The sequence below is a fragment of the Corticimicrobacter sp. genome (genome assembly GCF_040137905.1).
Classification (GTDB): Bacteria; Pseudomonadota; Gammaproteobacteria; order Burkholderiales; family Burkholderiaceae_B; genus Corticimicrobacter.
In genome coordinates, this window is record NZ_JBEFDG010000071.1 from 45,364 (window position 1) to 65,561 (window position 20,198).

The 20,198-nt window shown below is 61.8% G+C and carries 18 protein-coding genes and 1 tRNA gene; 15 read left to right on the plus strand and 4 right to left on the minus strand.

Going from position 1 to position 20,198, the window contains the following annotated elements:
* Positions 1-88 precede the first annotated feature (88 nt).
* The 3 genes from ABN482_RS12115 to ABN482_RS12125 all read left to right on the plus strand — a co-directional run bounded on the left by ABN482_RS12115 (position 89) and on the right by ABN482_RS12125 (position 4,133).
* Positions 89-562 (plus strand): sigma-70 family RNA polymerase sigma factor, encoded by a 474-nt coding sequence (locus tag ABN482_RS12115; protein ID WP_349504229.1) that lies wholly within the window; start codon positions 89-91, stop codon positions 560-562.
* Complete coding sequence (locus tag ABN482_RS12120) at positions 559-1,566, plus strand: FecR domain-containing protein (RefSeq protein WP_349504230.1); 1,008 nt, start codon at positions 559-561, stop codon at positions 1,564-1,566. Before ABN482_RS12115 ends, ABN482_RS12120 begins: the two co-directional genes overlap by 4 nt.
* A 74-nt stretch (positions 1,567-1,640) precedes the next feature.
* On the plus strand, positions 1,641-4,133 hold the full coding sequence (locus ABN482_RS12125) for a TonB-dependent siderophore receptor (RefSeq protein ID WP_349504231.1): 2,493 nt from the start codon (positions 1,641-1,643) through the stop codon (positions 4,131-4,133).
* A 95-nt stretch (positions 4,134-4,228) separates the two neighbouring features.
* Here ABN482_RS12125 and ABN482_RS12130 read toward each other — a convergent pair whose 3' ends face one another.
* From ABN482_RS12130 to ABN482_RS12140, 3 genes are read right to left on the minus strand one after another with little or no spacing between them, the layout of a single operon-like run.
* On the minus strand, positions 4,229-5,509 hold the full coding sequence (locus ABN482_RS12130) for a TRAP transporter large permease (protein ID WP_109060825.1): 1,281 nt from the start codon (positions 5,507-5,509) through the stop codon (positions 4,229-4,231).
* 5 nt (positions 5,510-5,514) lie between these two features.
* A complete protein-coding gene (locus ABN482_RS12135) occupies positions 5,515-6,072 on the minus strand; it encodes a TRAP transporter small permease (protein ID WP_349504232.1) in 558 nt (185 codons plus the stop codon).
* A gap of 27 nt (positions 6,073-6,099) precedes the next feature.
* On the minus strand, positions 6,100-7,086 hold the full coding sequence (locus tag ABN482_RS12140; RefSeq protein WP_502877288.1) for a TRAP transporter substrate-binding protein: 987 nt from the start codon (positions 7,084-7,086) through the stop codon (positions 6,100-6,102).
* A gap of 106 nt (positions 7,087-7,192) precedes the next feature.
* Between ABN482_RS12140 and ABN482_RS12145 the strand changes: the two genes are divergently transcribed.
* The 12 genes from ABN482_RS12145 to ABN482_RS12200 all read left to right on the plus strand — a co-directional run bounded on the left by ABN482_RS12145 (position 7,193) and on the right by ABN482_RS12200 (position 18,269).
* The gene (locus ABN482_RS12145) at positions 7,193-9,700 is read left to right on the plus strand and encodes an ABC transporter permease (RefSeq protein ID WP_349504233.1); all 2,508 of its coding nucleotides are present in this window, start codon (positions 7,193-7,195) and stop codon (positions 9,698-9,700) included.
* A gap of 1 nt (position 9,701) precedes the next feature.
* Positions 9,702-10,136: a group II truncated hemoglobin gene (locus tag ABN482_RS12150; RefSeq protein WP_349504234.1), complete on the plus strand. Its 435-nt coding sequence runs from the start codon at positions 9,702-9,704 to the stop codon at positions 10,134-10,136.
* Entirely contained in the window at positions 10,133-10,873 is a 741-nt protein-coding gene (locus tag ABN482_RS12155) for a 3-deoxy-D-manno-octulosonic acid kinase (RefSeq protein ID WP_349504235.1), read from the plus strand. The genes ABN482_RS12150 and ABN482_RS12155 overlap by 4 nt, the downstream gene beginning before the upstream one ends.
* A gap of 94 nt (positions 10,874-10,967) precedes the next feature.
* Positions 10,968-12,062: a polyamine ABC transporter substrate-binding protein gene (locus tag ABN482_RS12160; protein WP_502877291.1), complete on the plus strand. Its 1,095-nt coding sequence runs from the start codon at positions 10,968-10,970 to the stop codon at positions 12,060-12,062.
* Between the two features lie 38 nt (positions 12,063-12,100).
* Positions 12,101-13,246, plus strand: coding sequence for an ABC transporter ATP-binding protein (locus ABN482_RS12165; RefSeq protein ID WP_349504237.1), 1,146 nt, complete (start codon positions 12,101-12,103; stop codon positions 13,244-13,246).
* On the plus strand, positions 13,243-14,151 hold the full coding sequence (locus ABN482_RS12170) for an ABC transporter permease subunit (RefSeq protein WP_349504238.1): 909 nt from the start codon (positions 13,243-13,245) through the stop codon (positions 14,149-14,151). Before ABN482_RS12165 ends, ABN482_RS12170 begins: the two co-directional genes overlap by 4 nt.
* Before the next feature lie 2 nt (positions 14,152-14,153).
* The gene (locus ABN482_RS12175) at positions 14,154-14,957 is read left to right on the plus strand and encodes an ABC transporter permease subunit (protein ID WP_349504239.1); all 804 of its coding nucleotides are present in this window, start codon (positions 14,154-14,156) and stop codon (positions 14,955-14,957) included.
* Positions 14,954-15,316, plus strand: coding sequence for a Spx/MgsR family RNA polymerase-binding regulatory protein (locus ABN482_RS12180; RefSeq protein ID WP_349504240.1), 363 nt, complete (start codon positions 14,954-14,956; stop codon positions 15,314-15,316). The genes ABN482_RS12175 and ABN482_RS12180 overlap by 4 nt, the downstream gene beginning before the upstream one ends.
* Positions 15,306-16,502 carry a DNA recombination protein RmuC gene (locus ABN482_RS12185; protein ID WP_349504241.1) on the plus strand — a complete coding sequence of 399 codons (1,197 nt, stop codon included), beginning with the start codon at positions 15,306-15,308 and terminating at the stop codon, positions 16,500-16,502. The genes ABN482_RS12180 and ABN482_RS12185 overlap by 11 nt, the downstream gene beginning before the upstream one ends.
* Before the next feature lie 55 nt (positions 16,503-16,557).
* The gene (gene rpiA / locus ABN482_RS12190) at positions 16,558-17,262 is read left to right on the plus strand and encodes a ribose-5-phosphate isomerase RpiA (protein WP_349504242.1); all 705 of its coding nucleotides are present in this window, start codon (positions 16,558-16,560) and stop codon (positions 17,260-17,262) included.
* A 75-nt stretch (positions 17,263-17,337) separates the two neighbouring features.
* Complete coding sequence (gene phoU / locus ABN482_RS12195) at positions 17,338-18,138, plus strand: phosphate signaling complex protein PhoU (protein WP_349504320.1); 801 nt, start codon at positions 17,338-17,340, stop codon at positions 18,136-18,138.
* 55 nt (positions 18,139-18,193) lie between these two features.
* Positions 18,194-18,269 (plus strand) — tRNA-Asn (locus tag ABN482_RS12200).
* 138 nt (positions 18,270-18,407) lie between these two features.
* Here ABN482_RS12200 and ABN482_RS12205 read toward each other — a convergent pair.
* On the minus strand, positions 18,408-19,979 hold the full coding sequence (locus ABN482_RS12205) for a methyl-accepting chemotaxis protein (protein ID WP_349504243.1): 1,572 nt from the start codon (positions 19,977-19,979) through the stop codon (positions 18,408-18,410).
* Positions 19,980-20,198 lie beyond the last annotated feature (219 nt).

The following is a 20,198-nucleotide window of genomic DNA, read 5'->3' on the forward strand; positions in this document are numbered from 1 at the left end:
TTCTTATCCGTGGATGGCGTGTGCCATCACTGAAACGTGAGGGTATGCGGCAGTGGCAGACAAGGGCGTAGTGCAGCAGGAAGTGCGGATGCTGTACCTCGATCATCATGGCTGGTTGCAGGGCTGGCTGCGTCGCCGGCTCGACAATGCCGGCGATGTGTCCGATCTGGCCCAGGATGTATTCATGCGCCTGCTGATGCGCCAGGCACCCATCCAGGCACGCGAGCCCAGGGCCTTGCTGGCTACCATCGCGCGTGGCCTGGTGGTCGATCACTGGCGTCGGCGCGACCTGGAGCAGGCCTGGCTCGAAACCCTGGCGAATCTGCCCGAGTCCGAGGTGCCTTCGGTCGAGACACGCATGATCCTGCTGGAGGCCCTGACCGAAATCGATCGTATGCTGGACACACTCAAGCCGGCAGTGCGCAATGCCTTTTTGCTGGCGCAGCTCGAGGGGCTGACCTGCCGGCAGATCGGCGAGCGCCTTGGCGTGTCGGTGGCCACGGTCGAGCGTTATATCGCCAAAGGATTGCGTGCCTGCTATGCCGCACGCTTTGAAACATGAGCCCGGATCTGCGGCGAGGCCGCCCTGTACCCATTCCGGAGGCCGTGATCGAGGCGGCCATTTCCTGGTCTATTCGCCTGCACCATGGCGAGCCATCCGAACAGACTCATGTCTCGTTCGAACGCTGGCTGCTCACTGACCGGCTGCATGCGCTGGCCTGGGAACGGATCACATCGCTGTCGCAGCCTTTTGCCGGCATGCCGGCTCCTTTGCTGAACCATGCCCTGGATCGCGTCCAGATACAGCGCACCCGCCGGCAGGCCCAGCGCCGTACCGCGTTGCAGGCTTTGTCGATGGGAGGGCTGCTGGCCGGCCTGGGATGGATGGCCCAGCGCCATACTCCCTGGCAGCGATTGGTGGCAGATGCCAGCACGGTGATGGGCGAGCGGCACCAGTGGCAACTGGACGATGGCACGACTCTGCACCTCAATACAGACAGCGCCGTTCGTACCGATTTCGGTCCGCTGCGGCGAATCGTCCTGACGCGTGGCGAGGTGGCCATCCGTACCGGTGCCGATATCGGTCAACCTGTCCGTCGACCCTTCTGGGTGCAGACGCCGTTCGGACGCTTGCAGGCGCTGGGTACACGCTTCACGGTGCGCCTGATGGAGCACGGGGTGCGCATCGGCGTGCAGGAAGGTGCTGTGGCCCTGTATCCGGCAGACGCTGCCGAGGCGGTGCATATCGTCAAGCCAGGGGAGACATATCTGCTTGGCACCGATGTCGTTGCCACTGAGAATATGCAGGGCATGCGGGTCGATGGCTGGACGCAGGGTGTGATTGCAGGCGAGGATATGCCGCTCTCGCTCGTGCTGGGTGAGTTGGCCCGCTATCGCGCAGGCCTGCTGCGCTGGGACGAGGCGGTGGCAGGCCTGCGTGTGTCTGGATTGTTCCATCTGCAGGACACTGATCGCGCATTGCAGTTCCTGGCCCAGACACAGCCGGTCCGTATCCGCTATCTGACGCGATATTGGGTATCGGTAGGGGCACTTCACGAAAACTGAGGGGTTTTCCGTTCTGGTCCGGCTTATTGAGTGAATACCGATTTTTGATTCACTCTCATTCGTAAAGCCAAGCCATGACCCTGACCTCCAGACCGACGCCACCATCGGCCGCCGACTCCGTTTCTCCTGCTGAATTCATGCATTTCCAGCGCACGCCTTTGGCGCGTGCCTTGCAGGGTGCCCTGATATGCCTGTCGCTGGGGGTGGCCCTTGGGCTGGATGGTCGAGTGGCCCAGGCCCAGGCGTCCGCGACATCGGCACCTGCCGCCGAGTCGAACAGCTACAGTATTCCGGCAGGCCCGCTTGATGCCGCCGTACTGCATTTTGCCCGTGAAGCAGGCATCAACCTGACCTATGACGCCGCTTTGCTGCAAGGGCATTACAGCCCTGGACTTTCAGGCCGCTACGATGCCGAGGCGGGGCTGGCCGCGTTGCTGGCCGGTTCGGGTATCGAGGCGCAGGCGCGCGCTGGTGGTGGCTATGCCCTGCGCCCGATCCGCCAGATGGAGCGCGGCCATACCCAGATGCTGGATGCCGTCACAGTACAGGGGGTTGCCGATGGCACGACAGATGGCACCGGTAGCTATACGGCAACGGGGCCCAGCAGGACGGCGACGGGCCTGGAGATGACGCTGCGCGAGACGCCGCAATCGGTGACCGTGATGACGCGCCAGCGCATGGACGACTTCAAGCTGGAAACACTGGCTGATGTCATGGAGCAGACGCCCGGCGTGACGGTGACCCGGCAGAACGATATGGCCACTTTCAATGTCCGGGGTTCCAAGGTCAATTTGCAGACCGATGGCAATCGCCGCTACAGCAATGGCTGGGGCTGGAACAGCCACATCGTCCATAGCTTTGACGACATGGCCGAGATCGACCGCATCGAAGTGCTCAAGGGCTCGTCGGGCCTGATCAACGGCGATGGTGCCTATGGTGCGACCGTCAATCTCATTCGCAAGCGGCCCACGCGCGAGTTTCAGGCCAGCGTCACGGCGGGAGCCGGCAGTTGGGATACCTATCGGGCTGATGCCGATGTGAGTGGTCCGCTGAATGCCGATGCCAGTCTGCGTGGCCGGCTGGTCGCCGCACGCAGGGATGCCAAGACCTTCAATGGCAAGGATACCGACAGCTCGATGGTATACGGCACGCTGGAATACGACCTGACGCCGGATACCGTGCTGAGCGCAGGGTTGACCTGGCGCGAGCGTGAAGTACGGGGGGCCGGTGGTACCACGCCGATCCAGGGGTTTGACGGCAAGGGCAACGCCGTGCCCCTGATGCCACGTGATTTCAATATCGGCGCAGACTGGGCCGGTTACCGGCAGAACTCCCTCAATGCCTTCGCCCGCCTGGAGCATCGTTTTGCCAATGGCTGGACGGGCAAGCTGCAAGTGGCACACGAGGGTATCCAGACGCCCAATATGCGCATCGGTTCGCTGCGCTATGCTGTGCCAGTGACAGCTCAGTACGGTTTGTACAAAGACATCAAATCGCGCGACCAGAGTGTCATGCTCGATCTGCAGGGGCCATTCGAGCTTTTCGGGCAGGAGCACCAGTTGCTGTTCGGTGTCGGCGCATCCCGTCATCGGACGACGCTGCTCAGGTCCAGCCAGCCTGACGAGGTTCTGAGTGGAGCCGACTTCAGCCAGGGTGGCAGCATCGTTCCGCAACCTGCCGACAACCAGGACTATTCCGACGATTATTTCAGCAATGACCGCTGGTATGCCTATACTGCCGGCCGCTTTTCGCTGGCCGATCCGGTCAAGCTGATCGTCGGTGCACGCGTGACCGATTATCGGCAGAAGGATGTGACCGATGTCGGTTGGTACAACTACGACCTGCATGAAAAGGCTGTGGTCACGCCCTATGCCGGTCTGGTGATCGATGTGGCGCAGGATGTCTCGGTCTATGCCAGCTATGCCAGCATCTTCCAGGCACAGAGCGCCAAGGATATTGATGATCGGACGCTGGACCCTGAAGAAGGCATCACTTATGAGGTCGGTGCCAAGGGTGAGTTTTTTGACCGGCGTCTCAATGCCAGTGCCAGCTACTTCTGGATGCGGACCGACAATACCGCCGAAGTGGCGGGCATGAATGTGCGCGGCGAGGAGTATTACACGGCGGTTTCGGGCGCGATCCGCAAGGGCTACGAGTTGGAGCTTTCCGGTGAGGTGGTGCGTGGCTGGCAGGTTCAGGGCAGCTATGTGCAGAACAGCAGCGATCTGAACAGTGCCAGCACCACGCCCAAACACCAGTTCAAGCTGGGGACAACCTATCAGTTTGGCGAGAGTTCGCTGCGCGGGTTGACGGTCGGCGCGGCCACCCGCTGGCAGAGTGCGATTTCGGTACAGCGCGGCACGGCGGAGCTGCGCCAGGAGGCCTACTGGCTGCTTGATCTGATGGCACGCTATCAAGTCAATGACCGGCTCAGTATCCATGCCAACCTCAACAATGCGCTGGACAAGAAATACTTTGCCGGTGTGACCAACTTCAATGCGCAAGGACTGTTCTACACCTGGGGCGCACCGCGCAGCATCAATGTGAGCATGCGCTACGAGTTTTAAGGATACCGTTCAGGCATCAGGTGGGGCGACCCTGCCTTTGCCTGGGTCTGAAGCCTGCCTACCCTGGGCAGGCAGGCTTCAAGACAGCCAGTGGATCAGTATCCGTAGGCCAGGTCCCGCAGACCCAGCGACAGCCCTGGCAGATAGGTGATCAGGGCCAGGCAGGCCAGTGTCACCAGTACGAACGGCACCAGCGGTCGCATCATTCTTTCCAGTGGCACGCCGGATACCGTACTGGCGGCAAACAGGTTGACGCCCAGTGGCGGGGTGATCATGCCCAGCGCCAGGTTGACGATCATGATCACGCCGAAATGCACCGGATCAATGCCGAACTGCACGGCCACTGGCAGCAGCAGCGGGGCCAGCACCACGATCGAAGCAGAGGTCTCGATGAACATGCCGATGACGAACAGCGCCAGGTTGACGCCGAGCAGGAAGGTCATCTTGTCGCTGAACAACTGGCTCAGCCAGGCACCCAGCGCATCGGGCACGCCAGCGCGATTGAGCAGGAAGCTGAACACGCCGGCATTGGCGATGATGAACATGATCACGGCGCTGGAGACTGCCGAGCGCTTGAGCACCAGCGACAGCGTACTGAAGCGGATAGTGCGGTAGATCAGGATGCTGACCAGCAGGGCGTAGACCACGGCGACCACCGAGGCTTCGGTGGGGGTGAAGACACCGCCGTAGATGCCGCCCAGGATGATGACGGGCATCAGCAGCGCCAGCCAGGAGCGACGCAGCGCGGCACCGACGGTCAGACGGTCCTTGCCGTCATCCTTGCCCAGGCCATGGCGGCGGGCATGGAACCAGACATAGAACATCAGCGCGATACCGATCAGCAGGCCGGGGCCGACGCCGGCGATGAACAGTTCGCCGGTCGATGTGTCGGTGGACACGGCAAACAGGATCATCGGGATCGACGGCGGGATGATGACGCCCAGCTCCGCAGCCGTTGCCTGCAGCGATGCCGCGAACGGTGCCGGGTAGCCGTGGCGCACCATGGCCGGGATCAGGATGGCACCCACTGCGAAGGTCGTGGCCACGCTGGAGCCGGCTACGGCAGCAAAGATCATGCAGGTCAGCACGCAGGCGCAGGCCAGGCCGCCCTGCAGGCGTCCGACCAGGCTCTTGGCGAAATCGACCATGCGTGCCGAGATGCCACCGGCTTCCATCAGGTTGCCGGCCAGGATAAAGAAGGGAATCGCGACCAGCGGGTATTTGTCCAGGGCTGCAAAGAGCTGCTGCGCCACGACCAGCCAGGTCAGCCGCTCGGTCAGGGCAATGCCGAGCATCGAGGACAGGCCGATGGCCACGGCAACAGGAATAGACAGGCCGAAAAAGACGACCATGGAGAAAATCATCAACTGGGACATGGCGTTCAGGGCCTCCCGGAAGTCGTGGAGGCAATGTCGGCATGATGCTCGCTGCCCGTATGCTGCGCGTCGTCTGTCGACGTGGCCGGCAGCGGCTGCCGGCGCTGCTCGACCCAGTGGGCCAGTACGCCGATGGCGGCCAGCGTGGCACCGACCGGAATGGCCAGGTAGATCCAGGAAATCGAGATCTCCAGGCTCGGTACGGTCTGGAAGCGGACCCGCCAGGTCATCTGCCCTCCGATCCAGGCCAGAAAGAGCAGGAAGCTCATGCAGGTCAGGGCGATGATGTCTGAGAACCAGCGGAAACCGCGCCGGGCCATGATGCTGCGCAGCATATCCACGCTGATCATGGCACCATGGCGGAACGCCAGCGCCGTACCCAGCAGCACGGTCCAGATGATGATGGCCCGCGTCGCCACTTCACTCCAATCGAGCGGGCTGTGCAGGACGAAACGGGCCACGACCTGGAAGAAGCCGGCGGCTACGGCCGCCAGCAGCAGGATCTGGACCGCAGCGGAAACCAGGCGAAAGAGCGCCTGGTCAATGAGGCAGAGTAGACGCATGATGCAACGATAGAATCGCGAGAGGGATTACTGGACAGCGCGGATCGAATCGATCAGTTGCTTGTCGAACTTCTTGTAGTACTCGGGATAGACCGTTTCGACCGCCGCTGCAAATGCTTCGCGATCGACATCGGTCACGACTTCCATGCCTTCGGCCTGGAGCTGTGCCACACCGTTTTTCTCGACGTCATCGACATAGGCGCGCATCGCTGCGCCGGCGGCCTGTGCAGCCTCGACCAGTTTCTGCTTGTCTTCGTCGGAAAGGCTGTCGAAAAGATCAGGAGATGCCACGATGACGGCAGGTGCATAGACGTGGCCGGTCAGCGATGCATATTTCTGCAGTTGCGACAGCTTGGCCGAGACGATGACCGACAGCGGGTTTTCCTGACCATCGATGGTGCCTTGCTGCAGTGCCGTTGCCACTTCCGGCCATGCCATGGGCGTAGGCAGGATGCCGATGGCGCGGAAGGCGGCAATATGGATGGGGTTTTCCGTGGTGCGGATCTTCAGATTTTTGGCATCTTCGGGGGTGCGGACCGGACGCACGCTGTTGGTCAGGTGGCGGAAGCCCTGTTCGCCCCAGGCCAGGCCAACCAGGCCGCGCTTGGAGAATTCACCCAGCATGTCGGTGCCGATCTGGCCGTCGAGCACGGCGCGGGCATGGTCCAGGTCGCGCATCAGGAACGGAATGTCGAATACGCCGGTGGCCGGCACGAAATTGAGCGTGGCACCCGTCGACAGGATCGCCAGGTCGATGGTGCCCAGTTGCAGGCCTTCGATGACTTCGCGTTCACCGCCCAGGGCGCTGTTGCCGAACTGCTCGATGGCAAAGCGACCATCGGTGTTTTTTTCGAAGGACTCCGCGAACGCCTTGCCGCCCGCACCATAGTGCGAATTGGCCGACAGCGCATAGGCCATCTTGAGTGAATCGGCGGCAGCGGCAGGCTGGCTGAAGGCGGCGCCCGCCACGCAGGCGGCGGCCAGCAGGGAACGCATCCAGGGGGTGCGAATCATGGTGTCTTCTCCTCGGATCAGCTTATAGAATGAATATGTCAAACGCGGCATTTTACGCGCCTGTAAAATGCTTGCACAAAAAACCCTCCGCAGGATATGCCGCCACATGCCGATCATGACCCGCCGCTTCTGGCAGCAAGCCATCCGTTTTGCCTGGCGCGACGCGCGGGCAGGGGAGCTTGGCATGCTGTGCCTTGCCTTGTTGGTGGCCGTGGCGGCCCTGGCCGGTGTCGGCCTGCTGGCTGACCGGGTAGAACGGACCCTGGGTCGCGAGGCTGGCCAGATGCTGGGAGCTGACAGCGTGCTCAGGTCGGATACGCCGTTATCGAATGGCTGGGAGCAGGAGGCGCAACGGCGTGGTCTGCAACTGGCCCATACCTGGCAATTTCCTTCGATGGCGCGCTTCGGACAGGATATGCAACTGGCCTCGGTCAAGGCTGTCAGTCCCGACTATCCGCTGCGTGGTCAGGTGCGGGTGGCACGCACGGCAGATGATCCCGTCGGGCAATGGGAACGTGGCGCACCGGTGCCTGGCAGCGTCTGGGCTGAGCCGCGCCTGCTGGCTGCATTGGGAGCCGACCTGGGCGACAGTCTGGCGCTGGGCAATCTGACCTTGCGTATCGATGGCGTGCTGACCTACGAGCCGGATCGCGAGATGCGTCTGACCACGATGGCCCCCAGGCTGATGCTGAGTGCCGAGGACCTGGCGCGGTCGGGGCTGATCGTGCCGGGTAGCCGGATCGATTATGCGCTGCTGGTGGCCGGTACGCCGGAACAGGTCGGGCAATGGGAACGCTGGTTGGCTCCGCAGCTCAAGACCGGCCTGCGGCTGGATACGCTGGAGGAGGGTCGCCCTGCCGTGCATGCCACGCTGGTACGGGCACAGCAGTTCCTGTCACTGGTGGCGCTGACGGCCGCCATGATGGCGGCATTGGCCATTGCGCTGGGCAGTCGGCGTTTTCTGCAGCGCCATCGTGCCGGCATGGCCGTGATGCGTTGCCTGGGCAGCACCCAGGCCGATATCACGGCGCTGTTGCTGGCTGAGTTCTTCATGGCGGGATTGGTTGCCGCGCTGGCAGGCATGGGCCTTGGGTATGCTGCGCATGGCGCGTTGCTGGCTATCCTGGGGGATCTGCTGCCTGAAACGCTGGCCCCTGTCGGTCTCTGGCCGGCGCTGCGTGCGGCCTTGCTGGGACTCTGGCTGTTGCTGGCCTTTGCCTGGCCCGCGCTCGACCGGTTGCGGCGGGTGCCGCCGATGCGCGTGCTGCGACCCGCACAGGTCGAGGGCAACATCCGTGGTGCGATGCTCGACTATGCGCCCGGTTTGATCGGACTGACGCTGCTGCTGGCATGGTTTGCGGGTGATTGGCGTCTGGGCGGGATGGTGGCGCTGGGCTTTACGGGGGCTGCGTTGATTTTTGCGCTGGCCGCACATGCAGGCCTGATGCTGGCCGGCTGGCTGGCGCGGGCCGGAGGACGGACGTCGGCCTGGCGCATGGCCCTGGCCGGCATGCGACGTCGGCGCGCAGGTGTGCTCGCGCAAGTCGTCACGCTGGCGCTGGGGTTGATGGCAATCCTGGTGCTGGCACTGGCACGCACCGATCTGGTCGGCAGTTGGCAGGCCAGCCTGCCTGCCGATATGCCCAACCGGTTCGTCATCAACATCCAGGATGACCAGCGCGACGCCGTACAGCAATCCCTGCTTGATGCCGGCGTCAGTTCGCCCGAACTGGCACCCATGATCCGGGGTCGTCTGGTGTCCATCAATGGCGAGGCCGTCGATCCGGCCCGCTACGAGGATCCGCGCGCGCAGCGCCAAGCCGAACGGGAGTTCAATCTGTCCTATGCCGATGCCTTGCCCGGGCACAACCGGATCGTGCAGGGCAGGGCGCTGGATGGTGCAGGCCAGGAAGTATCGCTCGAAGAGGAACTGGCCCTGCGACTGGGCATCGGCCTGGGTGACCGGATCGCATTCGATGTGGCTGGCGACCTGGTGGAGGTGTCGGTGAGCAGCATCCGCCAGGTGGACTGGAACAGTATGCAGGTCAATTTCTTCGCCATCCTGTCGCCCGCCGCGCTGGAGCGTGCGCCGCGCACCTGGATCACGTCCTTTCACTTGCCGGATGGCGGGCAGGCCACGTTGCGCGACATGGTACGGGCCATGCCCGGCCTGACGGTATTCGATGTGACGGCCACACTGCTGCAATTGCGCCAGGTACTGGATCAGACAGTGGCAGCGGTGCAACTGTTGTTCGGCTTTACCCTGGCGGCAGGTATCCTGGTGCTGGCAGCCGCGCTGTCGGGAACGCTGGACGAGCGCCGTCGTGAGGCCGGCATTCTGCGCGCGCTCGGCGCGGGCCGGGTCTGGCTGGCGCGGGTGCAGCGCTATGAACTGTTGCTGACTGGTTTCACGGCGGGCCTGCTGGCGTCGGCTGCTGCCGTCCTGCTGGCACAGGCACTGGCCCGATATATTTTCGATTTCGATGTCGTGGCAGGCTATTGGGTCTGGCTGGCAGGGCCGCTGGCCGGCATGCTGGCGGCGTGGGCAGGCGGTAGCCTGGTGCTGCGTCAGGTACTCCATACGCCGCCGCTGGCGGTCTTGAGGGATGCGTGACATGGCACAAGACAATATAAGCGGGGCGAGCATCGCACAGGATGTACCCACCGGCAGCCTGTTTGATGAAATGGGCGGCGAGGCCGGCATCAGGGCTCTGGTGGATCGGTTCTATGACCTGATGGATCTCGAGTCCGACCTGCAGGCGCTGCGAGCGACCCACGGCCCGTCTCTGGATCAGGCCCGTGATCGCCTGTTCTGGTTCCTGTGCGGTTATACCGGTGGTCCCAATCACTATATCGAGCGTTTTGGGCATCCGCGCCTGCGTGCCCGCCACCTGCCTTTTTCGATCGGTCGTGCCGAGCGCGATCAGTGGGTGGTCTGCATGGGACGTGCCATGCAGGAGCAGGGATTCCCCGAGCCGCTGATGGACAGGATGCTGGAAAGTTTCTACGGCATTGCCGACTGGATGCGCAATCGCGAGGGCAAGTCATGACGCAGCCTGTTTCGGTGACAGATCCGGTCGGTGCCATTGCGCTCCATCGTAGCCTGGGCAAGGGGGCCGCCATGCTGTGCGCAGCGCAGGTTCCTGGCCTGGATGCCAGCGTCTGGCAACCAGGCAGCTATGCATCGACACATATCCATGCGGTGTCCTCGGGGGGGCGCCAGGCAGCCTGGTTTGTCGAGGGTGCCTGGGGGCAGGCGGTGCTGAGACAATATCGTCGCGGCGGGCTGGTGGCCCGCATCAGCCGGGATCTCTATGTCTGGCAGGGCGAATCGAAGACCCGTTCGTTTGCCGAATTCCGCATCATGGAGATGCTCTGGCATGCCGGACTGAGGGTGCCCAGGCCGCTTGCAGCGGCATACTGGCGCAGCAGTGGCGTGCTGTATCGCGCGGCATTGCTGACCCAGCGGGTGGAAAATGCCGTGCCGCTGGCCGACTGCATGGCCCAGGCCGATCCCGCACGGGTCGCGCAGTCCATCGCCGACATACATGCTGCCGGTGTCTGGCATGCCGACCTCAATGCACACAACATTCTGCTCGATCCGGCTGGCGACGCCTGGCTGATCGACTTCGACCGGGCCCGTGCCGGCGGGTGCAGCGATCAGGATCGGCAGGACAACCTGATGCGGCTGAAAAGATCAATGCTCAAGCTGGCAGGCACGGCTGCCCAAGCGTATTGGCAGGCCATTTTTGTACATTATCAACAGATCGTCCGGCAGGGGGCATAAAGTTGCAATTCGCACTGGCCTCCCAGGGCAAAATGGCTTTATTATTCCGGCCTTTAAGAGGTAACCAGCCAACCAAGTGGGGCACACCATGCATCTGAAAAAACTGACTCGACTGGCATGCGGCACAGCGCTGCTGGCGGCAGCAGGGCTTGCACAGGCACAGCAGCAGGTCGTCAACGTCTACAACTGGGCCGAATACACGGCACCCGATACGATTTCCGGCTTCGAAAAGGCCACCGGCATCAAGGCCCGCTACGACGTGTACGACAGCAACGACACGCTGCAGGCCAAGCTGCTGGCCGGCAACTCCGGCTACGATGTGGTGGTGCCCTCCACGCATTATGCCGCCCGCCAGATCGAAGGCGGCATTTTTCAGAAGCTGGACAAGTCCCAGATCCCCAACTGGTCGCACCTCGACCCTGCCATCATGGCGCTGGTGGCCGAGGTCGATCCTGGCAACGAATACTTGATTCCCTGGGGCTACGGCACCAATGGCCTGGGCTACAACGTGACCAAGGCCCGCGAGATCCTGGGTCCGGATGTGGCGCTCGACAACTGGGACATCCTGTTCAAGCCCGAAAACGCCGAGAAACTCGCTGGCTGTGGCATTTCCATGCTCGACGAGGCCGCCCAGGTCTTTCCTGCAGTGCTGCACTATCTGGGCAAGGATCCCAACAGCGACAAGCCCGAAGACTATCGCGAAGCGCTCGACGTTCTCAAGAAGATCCGGCCCTACATCCGCCAGTTCAGTTCGTCCGGCTACATTGACGAACTGGTCGTCGGTGATCTTTGCATGGTCTACGGCTTTTCCGGCGATGTCATGATTTCGCGCAGCCGCGCTCAGGAGGCCGGCAAGAACTACGAAATCAACTATTTCATCCCGCAGGGCGGCGCGCCCGCCTGGTTCGATGTGATGGCCATTCCTGCCAGTGCCCAGAACGTGAAGGAGGCCCATGCCTTCATCAACTACATCGAGACCCCCGAGGTGCATGCCGCGATCACCAACACCATGTTCTATCCCAATGCCAACAAGACGGCACGGGACTTCGTGGTCAAGGACGTGGCCGACAACACCATGATCTACCCGACGCCCGAAGTGGCCAGCACGCTGTTCGTGATCAAGCAGCAGCCGCCGGCCATCCAGCGCCTGCAGACCCGCATGTGGGCTGAACTCAAGTCCGGTCGCTGATTTTCCGCTTACTGATTCGCATAGGAAACGTCTTCTCGATGTCCCCGGCAGAACCCTCCGCACGCCCGCTGGCACAGGCACCGCTGTCAGGCGATCCCGACGAATTCGTCAGGGTCGCCGACCTGGTCAAGATTTTCGATGATACGGTGGCGGTCCGCTCCGTCAATCTGTCCGTGCGACGCAATGAGATCTTTGCGTTGCTGGGCAGTTCGGGGTGCGGCAAATCGACGTTGCTGCGCATGCTGGCCGGCTTCGAGCAGGCGACCTCGGGTCAGATCCTGCTCGACGGCGAAGACATCACCCATGTGCCGCCGTATCGCCGGCCGGTCAATATGATGTTCCAGTCGTATGCGCTGTTTCCGCACATGAGCGTGGCCAGCAATGTGGCCTTCGGTCTCAAGCAGGAAGGGGTGCCGGCCAACGAGATCCATGAACGGGTGTTCGAGGCGCTGGACCTGGTGCAGATGGGCCAGTATTCGCGGCGCAAGCCCCAGCAGCTCTCGGGGGGGCAGCAGCAACGCGTGGCCTTGGCCCGCAGCCTGGTCAAGCGCCCCAAGCTGCTGTTGCTCGATGAGCCCATGTCGGCGCTCGACAAGCAGATCCGGCAGAAGACTCAGCTTGAACTGGTACGCATCCTGGACCGCGTGGGCGTGACCTGCATCATGGTGACGCATGATCAGGATGAGGCCATGAGCATGGCGCACCGGCTGGCGGTCATGACCGATGGGCAGATCATCCAGTGCGGTACGCCACACGATGTCTACGCCTTTCCCAATTCCCGTTTCGTGGCGGGCTTCATCGGTTCGACCAATCTGTTCACGGGTACCATCGTGGTCGATGAGCCCGACCATGTCTCGATCGAGTGCGACGAGCTGAGCCGGCCGCTGTATGTCAGCCACGGGATCAGCGAGCCGCTGGGGATGGAAGTCTACGTCTCAATTCGTCCCGAGCGCATCCAGGTCCTGCGTGAACAGCCTGCAGAAGACAGCAACTGGGCGCATGGCGTGGTCAGCCATCTGGCCTGGATGGGCAGCTACGCGCTCTACCAGATCCGTCTCGACTCCGGCAAGCAGATCGAGGCCAGCGTGCCCAGTCTGGCGCTGGCGCAGAGTGACGCGCCGGGCATCGATGATGAGGTCTATATCAGCTGGGACGATGACAGCGCGACGGTGCTGGCGACATGAAGATCGACTGGAAGCGCTGGCTGCCGACGCAGCGCACACTGGCGATTGCGCCGCCGTTTGCGTGGTTGCTGCTGTTTTTCCTGGCCCCGTTCGTGCTGGTACTGAAGATCAGCTTTGCAGATCTTGATTTCGGCATTCCCCCGTACACACCATTGGCCGAGTTCAAGGACGAGGTCATCAGCATCCAGCTCAATCTGCGCGGCTATATCCTGCTGCTGACGGACAGCCTGTATGTGGCGACCTATCTCAGCTCGATCAAGATGGCCGCCGTGACCACGCTGTGCTGCATCCTGATCGGCTATCCGCTGGCCTATCACATCGCCCGTGCCCATCCGTCGATTCGCGGGCTGCTGTTGCTGGCGGTAATCCTGCCATTCTGGACCTCGCAATTGCTGCGCGTCTATGCCTGGGTCGGCATTCTGCGCAATGATGGCCTGCTCAACAATCTGCTGCGCGGGCTGGGCATCATCGATGCGCCGCTGGAGATCTATCGGACCGACCTGGCGGTATATATCGGCATGGTCTATACCTACCTGCCGTTCTTCATCCTGCCGCTGTATGCCAACCTGGTCAAGCTCGACAACCGGCTGCTCGAGGCTGCCTATGATCTTGGTGCTCGGCCCTGGCAAGCCTTTCTGCAGGTGACCCTGCCGTTGTCGCGTCCGGGCGTGATCGCCGGTGCGCTGCTGGTGTTCATTCCATCGGTGGGCGAGTACGTCATTCCGGAAATGCTGGGGGGGGCCAACACGCTGATGATCGGCCGCCTGCTGTGGACCGAGTTCTTCAACAACACGGACTGGCCGGCTGCCGCCGCCGTGACCTGCATCATGATTATGCTGCTGCTGGTGCCGCTGGCGCTGTTCCAGTACAACCAGGTCAGGCAGATGGACCAGAGGAGCCGATGAGCATGGGCAGCAATCGTGCATATGGCCGCTGGCTGGCGCTCGGGCTGGGCTTTGCCTTCCTGTACATCCCGATCATCACCCTGATCGTGTATTCCTTCAATGCCTCATCGCTGGTCACCGACTGGACAGGCTTTTCCCTGCGCTGGTACTACGCGCTGTTCAACGACGATGCGCTGCTGCGTGCTGCCTGGCTATCGTTCCGGATCGCATTCCTGACAGCCACGGCAGCCGTCGTGATCGGTACCTGGGCCGGCGTGGTGCTGTCCCGCATGGGACGCTTCAGGGGCTTTACGCTGTACGCCGGCATGCTGAGCGCGCCTCTGGTGGTGCCCGAGGTTGTCCTGGGCATATCCCTGTTGCTGATGTTCGTCGAAATGGGCTCGGTGCTGGGCTGGCCGGCAGGCCGGGGCATGTTTACCATCTGGGTGGGGCATGTCATGCTGTGCGTGGCCTATGTGTCCGTGATCATCCAGTCGCGCCTGCGTGACATGGACCGTTCGCTCGAGGAGGCCGCGCTTGACCTGGGGGCCACCCCGCTCAAGGTGTTCTTCCTGATCACGCTGCCACTGATCGCACCGGCACTGGCCTCGGCATGGCTACTGTCGTTCACGCTGTCGCTGGACGATGTGGTGGTGGCTTCGTTCCTGTCGGGGCCGGGCTACACCACGTTGCCGCTCGAAGTGTTTGCCCGCGTGCGTCTGGGCCTCAAACCCGAGGTCAATGCCCTGGCAACCATTTTCATCCTGGTGGTGGGACTGTGCGCCATCCTGGCCCACCGCATGCAGAACCGCAAGGAGCGTTCATGAGTACCCTGACCCTGTACGGACTGACCAAGTGCAGCACCTGCATCAAGGCTCGCCAATGGCTCGATGCGCACGGTATTGCCCATGCCTTCGTGGATTATCGCGATCATCCTCTGGATCCCGCGTTGCTGCGAGATGCGGCAGCACAACTGGGGGGTTGGGAAAAGCTGGTCAATCGTGCCTCGATGACCTGGCGCAATCTTTCCGATGCGCAGCGTGCGGTGAGTGACGAGGCCGGCTGGCTGGCCCTGATCGAGGCCTATCCCGCACTGGTTCGGCGTCCGCTGGCTGTTGCTGCAGACGGAGAGGTCGGCGTGGGTTTCAGCGAAAAAGCCTACACGAAGCGTTTCGATGCAGCCTGAATCCTGGCTGCCGTTGCTGCCGCTGATACTGGCAGCGGCGGCGCTGCTGGTTCTGATCGTGGTTTTGCCGCGCGCCTTCGCGGCCTTGCGTCGCGACCTGGTGCAGGAAGCGGCAGCCGCGCGGCAGGAGCATGCCGAATCACTGAGCCGCTTCACACGTGACCTGACACTGCAACTGCATACGCTGACCGAATCCACGGAGCGCCGTATGCAGGACACACGCCAGGCGATCACGCAGGAGTTGCGTGATATTCGCACCGAAAATGCGGCCCGCCTGGAAGAAATGCGCAAGACCGTGGATGAAAGGCTGCATGCCACCCTGGAACAGCGGCTGGGTGAGTCTTTCCGGCTGGTGTCCGAACGGCTCGATGCCGTGCACAAGGGGCTGGGCGAAATGCAGAGCCTGGCGGCAGGGGTGGGCGACCTGAAGCGGGTGCTGACCAACGTCAAGTCGCGCGGGACGTGGGGCGAAGTCCAGTTGGCGCGCCTGCTGGAAGACACCATGACGGCCGGACAGTACGAGGCCAATGTCAAGCCCGTGCCGGGCAGCGATGCCATGGTCGAATTTGCGATTCGCCTGCCAGGCGGTACGGATGGGCAAGGGCCGGTCTGGCTGCCGATCGATGCCAAGTTTCCCAAGGAAGAATACGAACGGCTGATGCAGGCCCAGGAAGAGGGTGATCAGGAAGCGGTGCGCCAATGCGCACAGGCTCTGGGACGCGCCCTCGAAGTCCAGGCCAAGCTGATTGCCTCGCGCTATATCGCGCCGCCATACACCACCGACTTTGCCGTGATGTTCCTGCCGACCGAAGGGCTCTATGCCGAGGCGTTGCGCCTGCCAGGCATGGCCGATCGCCTGCAGCGGCTGCGCATCAACCTGGCGGGGCCGACGACGCTGGCGGCATTGCTCAACAGCCTGCAGATGGGCTTTCGCACGCTGGCCATCGAGCAGCGGTCGTCCGAGGTCTGGGGCATGCTGCGTACCGTAAAGTCCGAATTCCTGAAATTCGGGGATGCGCTGGCCAGTGTGCGCAAGACGCTGGAGACGGCAAGCAATAAAATCGGTCAGACCGAAACCCGCGCCAGAGTCATGCTGAGCAGCCTCAAGGCGGTCGAGGTGTTGCCCGACGCACAGCAGGACCATGCCGCTGCAGCAGACACAGACTCTGCGGCGCCACCGCTTTGAGTGCCTCGCGGCCCGACAGTTGGATTTTTGAACAAGATACACAGGATATAAAAACATGTCTGATGCCACCTCTCCCCGCGTATCCGCGCAGACGCTCAAGCAGCAGGCTGCGGCAGCGGCGATCGAGCTGATCGAACCCTTGCTGGCCGAGGGTGTCGTCATCGGTGTGGGCACAGGCTCGACGGCAGACTGCTTCATCGATCAACTGGCGGCACTCAAGGACCGTTTCAGGGGGGCCGTGGCCAGTTCCGAGCGCAGTGCCCAGCGCTTGCAGGCAGCGGGCATTGCAGTCCTGGACCTGAACGACGTGACGACCATGCCGGTCTATGTGGATGGTGCTGACGAGATCGATGCCAACCTGTGCATGATCAAGGGGGGAGGCGGTGCGCTGACTCGCGAAAAGATCGTCGCCTCGGTGGCGCAGCGTTTTGTCTGCATCGCCGATGATTCGAAGCTGGTACAGCGCCTCGGTGCGTTCCCGCTGCCGCTGGAAGTGATTCCGATGGCCCGCCAGTCAGTGGCTCGCCGCTTGCAGGCCTACGGTGGCAAGCCGGTGTTGCGCGAAGGCTTCGTGACTGACAATGGCAACTGTATCCTCGATGTGTCGGGTCTGAACATCGTGTCACCCGCAGAACTGGAATCGGCCTGCAACAACATCCCCGGTGTCGTCTGCTGCGGGCTGTTCGCACTGGCCCCGGCCAGCATTGCGTTGCTTGCCGGTGAAAACGGCATCCAGCGCCTGGGCGAGGCCACGCTTTGACATATGCCTGTCACATAAGGGTCATATGCTTCAACCTTGGGTCGGTATTCATAGATTGAATCGAAAGGAGCCATGATGGCCGAGCATACTTATACGCAGTTCAGCACGGATCTGGAGCTTGTGCGCTCCAGTTTCCTGCGCATGGGCGGCGTAGTTGAAACCATGATCAACACGGCTGCCCTGGCACTGGCCGACGGTGATCTTGCGCTGGTTGAAAAGGTGCGTACGCACGAGAAAGAAGTCAACCAGATGGAAGTCGAGATCGACGAGCACATCAGCCATGTGCTGGCCCGGCACCAGCCGGCCGCCATTGACCTGCGCATGCTGCTGGCGGTTTCCAAGATGCTGACCGACATGGAGCGCTGTGGTGACGAGGCAGGCAAGGTCGCCTCGGTGACGCGTCGCATCTACGAAGGTGGCTCGCGTGAAATGCCGCTGATTGAGTTGCATCACATGGCCAGCGATGTGCTGGACATGCTGCGCCAGACGCTGGATGCCTTTGCCCGTCTCGATGCCGTGCAGGCTGCCGAGGTCGTGCGCCGCGACAAGGCAGTCGATCGTGAGTGGAAGGCCGCGTTGCGTCATCTGATCACCTATATGATCGAAGATCCGCGTACCATCTCCCGCGCCATCGACATGATTTTCATTGCCCGGGCCATCGAGCGTATCGGCGATCATGCCAAAAACATGGCAGAACGCGTGATCTACCTGGTGCATGGTGCCGATGTGCGCCACAAGGGTGTCAAGACAGCCGAGCGGGAAGCCCGTGGCGAGCCTGACGAAGACGAACTCAAGATCAAATCCATCCTCAGTGGCCAGCGTCCGGTGCCGGAAGATGACGGATCGGAAGAAGAGGCAGTTCCTGATTCGAAATAAAAACAGGGGTTTGTTTTTCTGGTTTTGTTTGTGCTAGAATAACGGACTTCACTGATCCCCAATAGCTCAGTCGGTAGAGCGACGGACTGTTAATCCGCAGGTCCCTGGTTCAAGTCCAGGTTGGGGAGCCAGATTCAAGAAAAAGCCCGGTTGATACCGGGCTTTTTTGCGTTGTGCAAGCGCTTTTTCTTTGCTGCATTCAATCCGGCCTGTTTGTTAAGACAAACAAGTGTGGCCGGACTTCAATGCGGAGCCCGGCCAGTGTGTCGTCAGGCCGCCAGTGCGACGCGTACCGACTGCTTCAGCTTGAACATCGCCATCAACTCTTCAAGCACGACTGCCTGATCACGCAAGGAATGGGCGGCCGCAGCAGCCTGTTCGACCAGGGCGGCATTCTGCTGCGTACTTTCATCCATCTGTGTCACGGCATGGCCGACTTCTTCGATGCCGGTATGCTGTTCACGGCTGGCGACAGCGATCTCGCCCATGATGACAGTCACCTGGCGGACTGAATCGACGACACGCTGCATGGAGGCCCCTGCCTGGTCAGCCAGATCGGCACCGGCACGGACCTGCTCGATCGATCCATCGATCAATTCCTTGATTTCCCGCGCTGCGGCGGCTGATCGTTGTGCCAGATTTCGCACCTCGCTGGCCACCACGGCGAAACCGCGGCCCTGTTCGCCGGCACGCGCCGCCTCGACCGCGGCGTTGAGTGCCAGGATGTTGGTCTGAAAGGCAATGCCATCGATCACGCCGATAATGTCGCCGACCTTGCCGGAGGTCTGGCGGATGGCCCCCATGTTGGAGACGACGCGCTCGACGATTTCTCCGCCTTCGCCTGCCAGTTGTGCTGCCGTGTTGACCAGTTGGCGCGCTGCATCTGCATTATCGGCATTCTGTCGAACGGTCGCTGTCAATTGCTCCATGGCGGCGGCGGTTTCCTCGAGGCTGGAGGCCTGCGATTCCGTCCGGCTCGACAGGTCGGCGTTGCCGCTGGCGATTTCACTGGCTGCGGCGCTGATGACGGCTGTGCTCTGGCGTACATTGCCGATCACGCCCGACAAGGTGGCGTTCATGGTATTGAGTGCCTGCATCAGTTGACCGGTTTCGTCCCGGCTGTGCACGTTGACCTCTGCAGTGAGATCCTGCTCAGCGACGCGTTGCGATAATTGCAGGGCGGCATCCAGGGGTCGACTGATGGCCCGGGACACCAGTCCGGCCATGAGGAGTCCAATCAGTACGCCGCAGCCCAGCAGGGCGATGATCCAGCGCTGTGACGAGGTATAGGCTTCATCTGCTTGTGCCGTGGCGTCATCGATGCCTTCCTGGCTGAATTTGCGAAGATCGGAGAATTGTTTTTCGATATCGCGATAGGCCTTGAGGGATGCGCCCGATGTCAGTGCCAGTGCGGCATCCTTGGCTCCGGCGCGTGAAGTCGCAAGAATTTCTTGGTGGGCAAGAAGGTAGGCATCCAGTGTTTTGAGCAATCCGTCGAGGCGTGCCTGTTCGGCTCCGTTCAGGCCAAGCTGATGGTATTCGGCTGCGAGAGACTTGAATTCGCCGTAGCGGTCTGCCAGGCTTTTCTCCAGGGAGGCCATGCGGGCCTCATCACCGAGTATGTGCTGGAATTCAGTGGAGCGTACACGCGCCAGGACGCGCTCGAGTGTCAGGCTGATACGTACGCTGGGTGCCCAGTGGCGTGCGATCTCGTTGGCTGCGCCATTGACCTGGGACATTTGCCAGACGGCAAACAGACCGACGATGGTCATCAATATGAGCAGAGTTATAAAGGATATCAGGAGTTTGGCTGAAATCTTCAGGTTGTTGAACCAGGTCATCGGACGGGCCTACGTAATTGAGAAGCAAACGGGAAATGACGATCGACGCGGAGGGCGACGATTGTGAAAGCGTATTAACATGCAGTCATATATATGAGTTGAGACAATAGCACAAACAAAATATTCCCTGGTATTTTTGTCGGAAATTGAAACAAATACATGCATGAGAATGCTCCTCTCTGCTTGTCGGCAAAATGCACCAAAAAGTCAGCCAGGTCA